Here is a 7843-nt window from a genome sequence, read left to right as displayed (position 1 = left end):
TTCGCGGCATCGTCCAGGCGGGCCAGCAGGTCGACGGCCGCGCGCGCGTACTCGCCGATCCAGCGGTCGTGGATGCGCTTGATCGGAAGCGGTGACAGGGTGAGCAGGCGCTCCCGTCCGGCCTTGCGCCCGGCGACGAGCCCCGCGGTCTCCAGCACGCACAGGTGCTGCAGCACGGTGGTGCGCTCTCCTTCACCGTGTCGGGCCGCATCGCGCGCCCGGTCGCCGAGGTGTACGAGGCGGTCGCCGATCCGGCGCAGCTGTCGCGGTACTTCACCACCGGCGGCGCCCAGGGCCGCCTCGAGGCGGGCGGCGACGTCACGTGGGACTTCGCAGACTTCCCGGGACGGTTCCCGGTGACAGTCCTCGAGGCGGATGCCCCGCGCCGGATCGTCATGCGCTGGGGCGCGCAGGATGCCGCATCCGACGACGCCACCACTGTCACCACGTTCGAGTTCGAGCCGATCGGCGACGGCGCCCGGACTCTCGTGACCATCACCGAGGGCGCCTGGCGAGCCAGCACCGGCGGTGCCAAGGCCGCATTCGGCAATTGCGAGGGCTGGACCGGCATGCTGGCGGCCCTCAAGATGTGGGTCGAGCACGGAATCAACCTGCGCGAGGGGTTCTACAAGTAGAGGGCTACCGTGAGCGCATGACACAAATCGCGCTCGTCACCGGCACGTCGTCCGGGATGGGAATGCACGCGGCGGTCGAGCTCGCCCGCCGCGGACTCCAGGTGGTCGCCACCATGCGGGACACCGCCCGCGCCGATCGGCTGCACGAGGCCGCAGCGGATGCCGGCGTCACGGTCGACATCCGCGCCCTCGACGTCGTCGACCACGCCGCCGCCGCCCGTCTGGTCGACGAGATCACGGCCGACCATGGCCGCATCGACGTGCTCGTCAACAACGCCGGCCGGGGGAGCGTCGCAACCGCCGAGCTGCTGACGATGGGGCAGATCCAGGCCCAGCTCGACGTCAACTACCTCGCTCCGGTGAACCTCACGAAGCTCGTGCTGCCCGGCATGCGCGAACGCGGGCACGGCAGCATCCTCACCGTCACGAGCGTCGGCGGCACGGTCGGCCAGCCCTTCGCCGACGCGTACTGCGGCGCGAAGTTCGCCGTGGAGGGGTTCATGCAGTCGCTCGCCGCCACCGCCGAGCACTTCGGCGTGCACGTGCGGGTCATCGAGCCCGCCGCCGTGTCGAGCGATTTCGTGGCGAACGTGGAGCGCCCGGGTGATGCCGGTGCCTACCAGCCGCTGCTGGACGCCTACGTCTCGCGCACGGCCGGGGCGTTCGCGAACGCGCAGTCCCCGCAAGACGCCGGCGCGGCGATCGCGGATGCCGCGCTGTCGGACGAGTCCCGGTTCCGCTGGCAGACATCCGAGGCGGCATCCCGGTTCGCCGGGGTCTCGCTCGCGGATCTCGACGGCACCCGGGTGAGCGCGTTCACCCGCCCCTGGACCGCGACGGTCTGACGTGGGCGCTGAGATGACGAAGGCTGAAACCGCGGGTGCGCACGCCGCAGGGGAGTCGGCTGCTCACCGGCTCGGCATCCGGATCGGAAGTCTGGCGATCGGGACGATCGCGGTGTTCACCACGATCTGGGCGGCCGGTCCTTACGCCGTGTGGGCGAACAGGCACGACACGCTCTTCGAGAACGCGGCCGAGGTCGGCAAGACGCCCGTCTATGAGCCAGGGCACTATGTCGTCGGCTGGGCGCTGGCCGCGAGCATCGCCGTCGTTCTGATCGCCGTACTGGTCGCTGCCACGGGGATCGCCAGGCTGGGCACCCGCGCGCGGGTCCTCGCTGTCATCGCGATCGTCGTCGTCGGTGCGGCCGTGCCGGCAATGGTCCTCAGTCCCGCCTACGGCATGCCTCCGATGTTCCTGGCCGTCGCTCTCGGGGTGCGTGCCGCTGTCCACGCCGAGAGGTCGACTCGAGCCGGCTGACCCCGGACCGCCACGGCCCGGCGCGGTGGTGTTCGTGCTAGCGTGAATTCGCTTGCTTTTCTAGCGAATGGCCGCGCCCGGGAGGAACGATGACCGCCACCGCACCCGCACGCGCGGCATCCCGTGGGGGACGGATGCTGCGCGGCGTCCTCGCCGGCATCCTGATCCTCGTCTGGCTGATCGCGGCGGGGCTCGGCGGGCCGCTGTTCGGCAGGGTCGACGAGGTGTCCTCGAACGAGCCGACCGCGTACCTGCCCTCGTCTGCGGATGCCACCGAGGTGCAGCACAGCCTCGCCGGGTTCCTCGGGGCGGACTCCATCCCCGCGGTCGTCGTCTTCGAATCCAGCGGCCCGATCGACACTGCCACGCACACCGCGCTCGGCGAGGCCGTCACGAAGGCCGCCACGACGGACGGCATCGCGGGCGAGGCATCCCCGGTCATCGTCTCGAAGGATCGGACGGCGGCCGAGGCGTTCGTGCCGATCGACGCGTCCGGCGACGTCGGCACGATCGTGTCGCACCTCGCCGAGCGGCTCCGTGCCGACGTGCCTGCCGGCATCCGGGTCTTCATCACCGGACCCGCCGGATTCACCGCCGATCTCGTCGGAGCGTTCGCCGGCATCGACGGGCTGCTGCTCGGCGCCGCGCTGCTTGCGGTGTTCCTCATCCTCATCGCCGTGTACCGGTCGCTGCTGCTGCCGGTCGTCGTGCTGCTCACCAGCATGTTCGCGCTCTGCGTGGCGCTGCTCGTGGTCTGGTGGCTCGCGAAGGACGGTGTGCTGCTGCTCAGCGGCCAGACGCAGGGCATCCTCTTCATCCTCGTGATCGGCGCGGCCACCGACTACTCGCTGCTGCTCGTCGCCCGCTTCCGCGAGGAGCTGCACACCACCCGCGACCGCTGGACGGCGGTGCGGCGTGCCTGGCGCGGGGCGTTCGAGCCGATCCTCGCCGCCGGCGGCACGGTCATCGCGGGGCTGCTGTGCCTGCTGCTCAGCGACCTGAAGTCCAACAGCACGCTCGGCCCGGTGGCCGCGATCGGCATCGTGTTCGCGATGCTCTCGGCCCTGACCCTGCTGCCGGCGTTCCTGTTCGCGTTCGGGCGCGCCGTATTCTGGCCGCGGCGTCCGCCGTTCGAGCCGGATGCCACACCCGACGGCATCCTCCGGCGTCGGGGCCCCTGGCAGAAGGTGGCAGGCGGGGTTCGGCGCCGACCGCGGCTCATGTGGATCACCGCCACCGTGGTGCTGCTCGCGGCGGCCGCCGGAGTCACCCAGCTGCAGGCCGGCGGTGTCGCGCAATCCGACCTGGTGCTCGGCCACTCGGAAGCCCGCGACGGGCAGCAGGCGCTCGGCGCGCACTTCCCGGCCGGGTCGGGGAGCCCCGCCTTCGTGCTCGTCGGCGAGAGCCGGATGCAGGATGCCGCCGACGTGCTGCTCACCGAGCCCGGCATCGGCACGGTCTCCGTCACGTCGGCCGACAGCCCGAGCGGCACCGCGACCATCACGCGGGACGGAATCGTCGCGTTCGGACCGCCGGGGACGCCCGCTCCGGCGCCCACCGTCGTCGACGGACGCGTGCTTCTCCAGGCGACGCTCACGCATCCTGCCGATTCCGCGGCCGCGGCCGACACGGTGCGCACGATGCGGCACGACCTGGCGGCGACCGGGGCGAAGGTCGGCGGCGTCACCGCGACGGCGATCGATACGGATGCCGCCTCCATCCACGACCGCTCGCTCATCATCCCCATCGTGCTCGGCGTCATCCTCGTCATCCTCATGCTGCTGCTTCGGGCGATCGTCGCACCGGTGCTGCTCGTGCTCACCACGGTGCTGTCGTTCGCAAGTGCGCTCGGGGTCTCGGCCCTTGTCTTCGACCACGCGTTCCGGTTCCCCGGTGCCGACCCGGCCGTGCCCCTCTTCGCGTTCGTCTTCCTCGTGGCGCTGGGCGTGGACTACAACATCTTCCTCATGACCCGCGTGCGCGAGGAATCGCGTCGGCACGGCACCCGCCGGGGCGTGCTGCACGGACTCGTCATCACCGGCGGGGTGATCACGTCGGCCGGCATCGTGCTCGCATCGACGTTCGCCGCGCTCGCCGTCATCCCGATCCTGTTCCTCGTGCAGATCGCGTTCATCGTCGCGCTCGGCGTGCTGCTCGACACCTTCCTCGTCCGCTCGCTGCTGGTGCCGGCGCTGTCGTACGACATCGGCCGAGCGATCTGGTGGCCCTCCCGCCTCGCCCGGCCCGCCGGCGAGCAGCCGGACCGCACGCCCGCCGAGCCGCTGCCGGAGCGCGTCGCGGGATGAGGATCTGGTCGCTGCATCCCGGCAGCCTCGACCGCGCCGGACTCGTCGCGTGCTGGCGGGAGACCCTGCTCGCCCAGGCGGTGCTCGTCGGCGCCACCCGCGGCTACCGCCGCCACCCGCAGCTCGAGCGATTCCGCGCCGAGCTCGACCCGGTTGAGGTGATCGGGGCGTACCTGACCGGGCTCGCCGACGAGGCGGACCGGCGCGGCTACCGGTTCGACCGCGGCCGCATCGTGGCGCCCGCGGACCCGCGCCCCGAGCTGGCGGTCACCGACGGCCAGCTGGGGCACGAGTGGGCGCACCTCGGCCGGAAGCTCGAGGCGCGCAGCCCGGACGATGCCCGTCGCTGGCGGGCGTCGGAACCGCGCCCGCATCCGCTCTTCCGCGTCGTCCCCGGCGGCGTCGCCGACTGGGAGCGCGGGTGAGGATGCCGCTACTCGGTGTCGATCGCGGCCGCCGTGGCGTCGAGCACCCGCGCGGCGGCGCGCAGCTCGTCGTCGCTGAATGACCCGAACGCGGCGCGCATCGCGGCCAGTCGGTCGCCGAACAGCCGGAAGAACTCCGCCCGTGCGTGGTCTGTCAGCCCGACGACCAGCGCCCGGCCGTCGGTGGGATGCTTCGACCGGGCCACGTGCCCGGCAGCGGTGAGGCGGTCGAGCAGCTTGGTCGTGGAGGCCGTCGAGATGCGCAGATGCCGTGCGATGTCGGCCGGGGTCACCGGGCGCCCCTGCTCCTCGCGCATGATCAGCAGGCGCAGCGTCGCGAGATCGGTGAGGTTCATGTCCATGCCGTGCTTGAGGGCGCCGTTCATACGGTCGTGCGCGTCGCCGAAGTCGCGCACCGCGCGCAGCAGCGCGAGCACCGCGTCGTCGCGGGACGGCGCCCGCGCGGCGGCATCCTCGGGGGTCATCCCTCCATCATGACCCCCGGGCGGCGACACACGATCGCCGCCTGGCCGAGAACCCCCGGCCGGGCGGCGATCGCACGGTGTCCTATCGCCAGCTGGACGCGAGGTGCCAGGCGCTCAGACTGTCGAGCTTCGCGGTGCCGCCGGTCGCGAACACGCTCACGCCCGTGCTCGCGGGGTCGGGGAACACCTGGTCGGTGAGCGTCACCTGCCCCTCGTCGGCGTACACCTCCACGGAGTCGCGGTCGACGAGCACCCGCAGGGTGACGCCGCCGTGGTCGAGCGGGAGCGGTGCCGACTTCACGTCCGGGAAGGCGGAGCTGAACCCGACGTTCCCGGAGTGCGTGCGGTCGAGGAACAGCTGCCCGGTGTGCGTGTCGTAGCCGATCCGCGTGTACTGAGCGGCGCCGTCGGCTCCCGTGCCGGTGCGCACGTTCAGACCGAAGGTCTTCGCCGTGCCCGCCGTCAGGTGCGCGGTGAGGTCCAGCGTCGATCCGGTCAGCTTCAGCGGCACGGACCCGTCGGATGCCGCGACCCCTGCGATCTTCACGGGCGGCGCGGTGCGCAGCGACGCGATCGCGGCGACCGGCTGCTGCACGAGCTGCACCGTGCCGTCGATCGTGGCGAGCTTCATCGTGCGCGGGAGCGTCTCGGCGCCCTGCCACGGGCTGGTGGGCACCTGGCCGGCGTACGCCCAGTTGCTCATCCACGCGACGCCGATCCGCTGACCCTGCGGCGCGCCGTTCCACGTGTTGAACGCGTAGAAGTCGGAGCCGAAGTCGACCCAGTGCGCGCGCTGGTTCGCGCTCAGCGCGGGCTCGTCGCTCAGGCTGAAGTCGTCCGCGAGCACGTGGCCCCAGCCGCCCGAGCTGTGGTCGACGATCTGGATCTGCGCCTGCTTGCCCTGCAGGTCGCTGAGGTCCCAGCTGGTCCAGTCGAGGTGCTCGCTGTTCGCGCCCGTCGCCGACCGCACCACCTGCCCGTCCACGAGCAGGTCGACGCTCGTGCGGGTGTCCCACGGCTGCACGGCGGAGTCCGCGAACAGGATGTCGCCCACCATCAGGTGGCCCCAGCCGCCGGAGCCGTCGTTCTGGTCGACCACCTGGATCTGCGCCTGCCGGCCCTGGTACGCGGTCACGTCCCAGTTCGTCCAGGTGAGCGATCCGGTGCCGTTGCCGGTGGCGGATGCCACCACCTGGCCGTCGACGAGCAGGTTGACAGCGGTCGGGTTCGCCTGGCCCCAGGGGTGCTCGCCGCCGGCGATCTGCAGGTCGATGTCCGGGCTCGAGACGGTGAACGCGGGCGACGTGATCGTGCCCTCGCCCTGGTCGCCGGCGGGTGCCCAGGTGTCGAGCGCCTTCGCCGCCAGCTGGCCGCCCAGCTGCTCGGTCGACGGTCCCGAGCTCGCGAAGTCGCCGGTCGCCGTCCAGCCGAGGTCGGCGTACGAGGTGGTTCCGGGAGTCGAGAAGTCGGTGAACAGAGTGTGCGTCGGCAGCGTGCCGGCCGGAACGGCATCCGCGACGTACGGGTTGTCGCCACCGCCGACCTGGAAGTTCAGATGCTGCTTGTCGATCGTGAAGGAGGGCGAGGTGAGGGTGCCGGTGGAGCCGTCGCCGCCGTTGAAGCTGTTCACGAGGTGCGTGCCGTCGAAGCCGGTGACCGCCTGCTGATCGGGCAGAGCTCCGGTGGCCGGGGCATCCCCGAACGCCGTGCCCGTGGTCGTCCAGTCGCCGTAGCTGCCCGAGTCGAACGCGTCGAGCGGAGTGCCCGCCGGAGGGGTGTACGTGGGCGGGTCGTCGGAGGTGAACGTGGTGCCGTCGAAGTCGCCGACGAAGTACTGCACGCCGGTGCTGCCGACGCTGACGCTCATCACCCACTTCGTGTGGTGGGCGTCGCCGTCGACGGGCATCTGGTACAGGTCGGGCATCTCCCACACGCCGCTCGTGGAGCCGCCGGGACCGAAGTCGCTGAGGTGCGTCCAGGTCTTGAGGTCGGGTGACGAGTAGATCGCCACCTTGTGCTGGTCGGAGAGGCTGATGACCATGCGCCAGCTGTGCGCCGGCGCGTACCAGAACACCTTCGGGTCGCGGAAGTTCACGGAGTCGAGGTCCAGCACCGGGTTGCCGGAGTACCGGGTCCAGGTGCGCCCCTTGTCGGTGCTGTAGGCGATGGACTGCTTCTCGACGTTCGTGCCGTCCTGCACGCTCGTGTACATCGCGACCATCGGCGGGTTCTTCGCGGTGCCGAAGCCGCTCGTGTTTCCGGTGTCCAAGACGGCGCTGCCGGAGAAGAACGTGCTGCTGCCGTCGTCGTGCGCGGGACCGGTGACCGGGATGTTCTTCCAGTGCACGAGGTCGGTGCTCGTCGCGCCCTGCCACGTGCCGAAGCTGAACAGGTAGTACTGCCCGGCGTCGTACACGAGACCGTTCGGGTCGCCGATCCACCCGGTCGGCAGGCTGTAGTGGAACTGCGGCCGATACGGCTCGTCGTAGCCGGATGTGCCGGATGCACCCGGGGTGGGCGTGGCCGCGGCCGCCGTCAGGGCGGGCACTGCGAGTGCTGCAGCCGCGATGACGGATGCCGCCGCCACCGCTCTGCGTCGCCAACGTGCAGGGGACATCGGGGAACCTCCTCGTTCGGGATGACACGTGATAATTCGATTTAGCACGCCTCGC

At 71.4% G+C, this 7843-nt stretch carries 7 protein-coding genes; 5 read left to right on the top strand and 2 right to left on the bottom strand.

Annotated elements, in window-relative coordinates; genetic code table 11:
* The first annotated feature begins 164 nt into the window (after positions 1 to 164).
* The 5 genes from VJR25_RS07490 (at position 165) to VJR25_RS07470 (ending at position 4686) form a co-directional block, all read left to right on the top strand.
* Positions 165 to 635, top strand: coding sequence for an SRPBCC domain-containing protein (locus VJR25_RS07490; RefSeq protein WP_324114145.1), 471 nt, complete (start codon positions 165 to 167; stop codon positions 633 to 635).
* A gap of 17 nt (positions 636 to 652) precedes the next feature.
* Positions 653 to 1480 (top strand): SDR family NAD(P)-dependent oxidoreductase, encoded by an 828-nt coding sequence (locus VJR25_RS07485; RefSeq protein WP_324114143.1) that lies wholly within the window; start codon positions 653 to 655, stop codon positions 1478 to 1480.
* 13 nt (positions 1481 to 1493) lie between these two features.
* Positions 1494 to 1955: a hypothetical protein gene (locus VJR25_RS07480; protein WP_324114141.1), complete on the top strand. Its 462-nt coding sequence runs from the start codon at positions 1494 to 1496 to the stop codon at positions 1953 to 1955.
* An 89-nt stretch (positions 1956 to 2044) separates the two neighbouring features.
* Entirely contained in the window at positions 2045 to 4261 is a 2217-nt protein-coding gene (locus tag VJR25_RS07475) for an MMPL family transporter (protein WP_414683753.1), read from the top strand.
* Complete coding sequence (locus VJR25_RS07470; RefSeq protein WP_324114139.1) at positions 4258 to 4686, top strand: pyrimidine dimer DNA glycosylase/endonuclease V; 429 nt, start codon at positions 4258 to 4260, stop codon at positions 4684 to 4686. The genes VJR25_RS07475 and VJR25_RS07470 overlap by 4 nt, the downstream gene beginning before the upstream one ends.
* A gap of 8 nt (positions 4687 to 4694) precedes the next feature.
* Here the strand turns inward: VJR25_RS07470 and VJR25_RS07465 are convergent, their stop codons facing one another.
* On the bottom strand, positions 4695 to 5171 hold the full coding sequence (locus VJR25_RS07465) for a MarR family winged helix-turn-helix transcriptional regulator (protein WP_324114137.1): 477 nt from the start codon (positions 5169 to 5171) through the stop codon (positions 4695 to 4697).
* A gap of 82 nt (positions 5172 to 5253) precedes the next feature.
* Complete coding sequence (locus VJR25_RS07460) at positions 5254 to 7788, bottom strand: GH32 C-terminal domain-containing protein (RefSeq protein WP_324114135.1); 2535 nt, start codon at positions 7786 to 7788, stop codon at positions 5254 to 5256.
* Positions 7789 to 7843 lie beyond the last annotated feature (55 nt).

The organism is Microbacterium sp., assembly GCF_035277845.1.
In the GTDB taxonomy this organism is placed as follows: domain Bacteria; phylum Actinomycetota; class Actinomycetes; order Actinomycetales; family Microbacteriaceae; genus Microbacterium.
The sequence above is the reverse complement of the archived record's forward strand: the minus strand, read 5'-3'. Positions and strand labels throughout refer to the sequence as shown.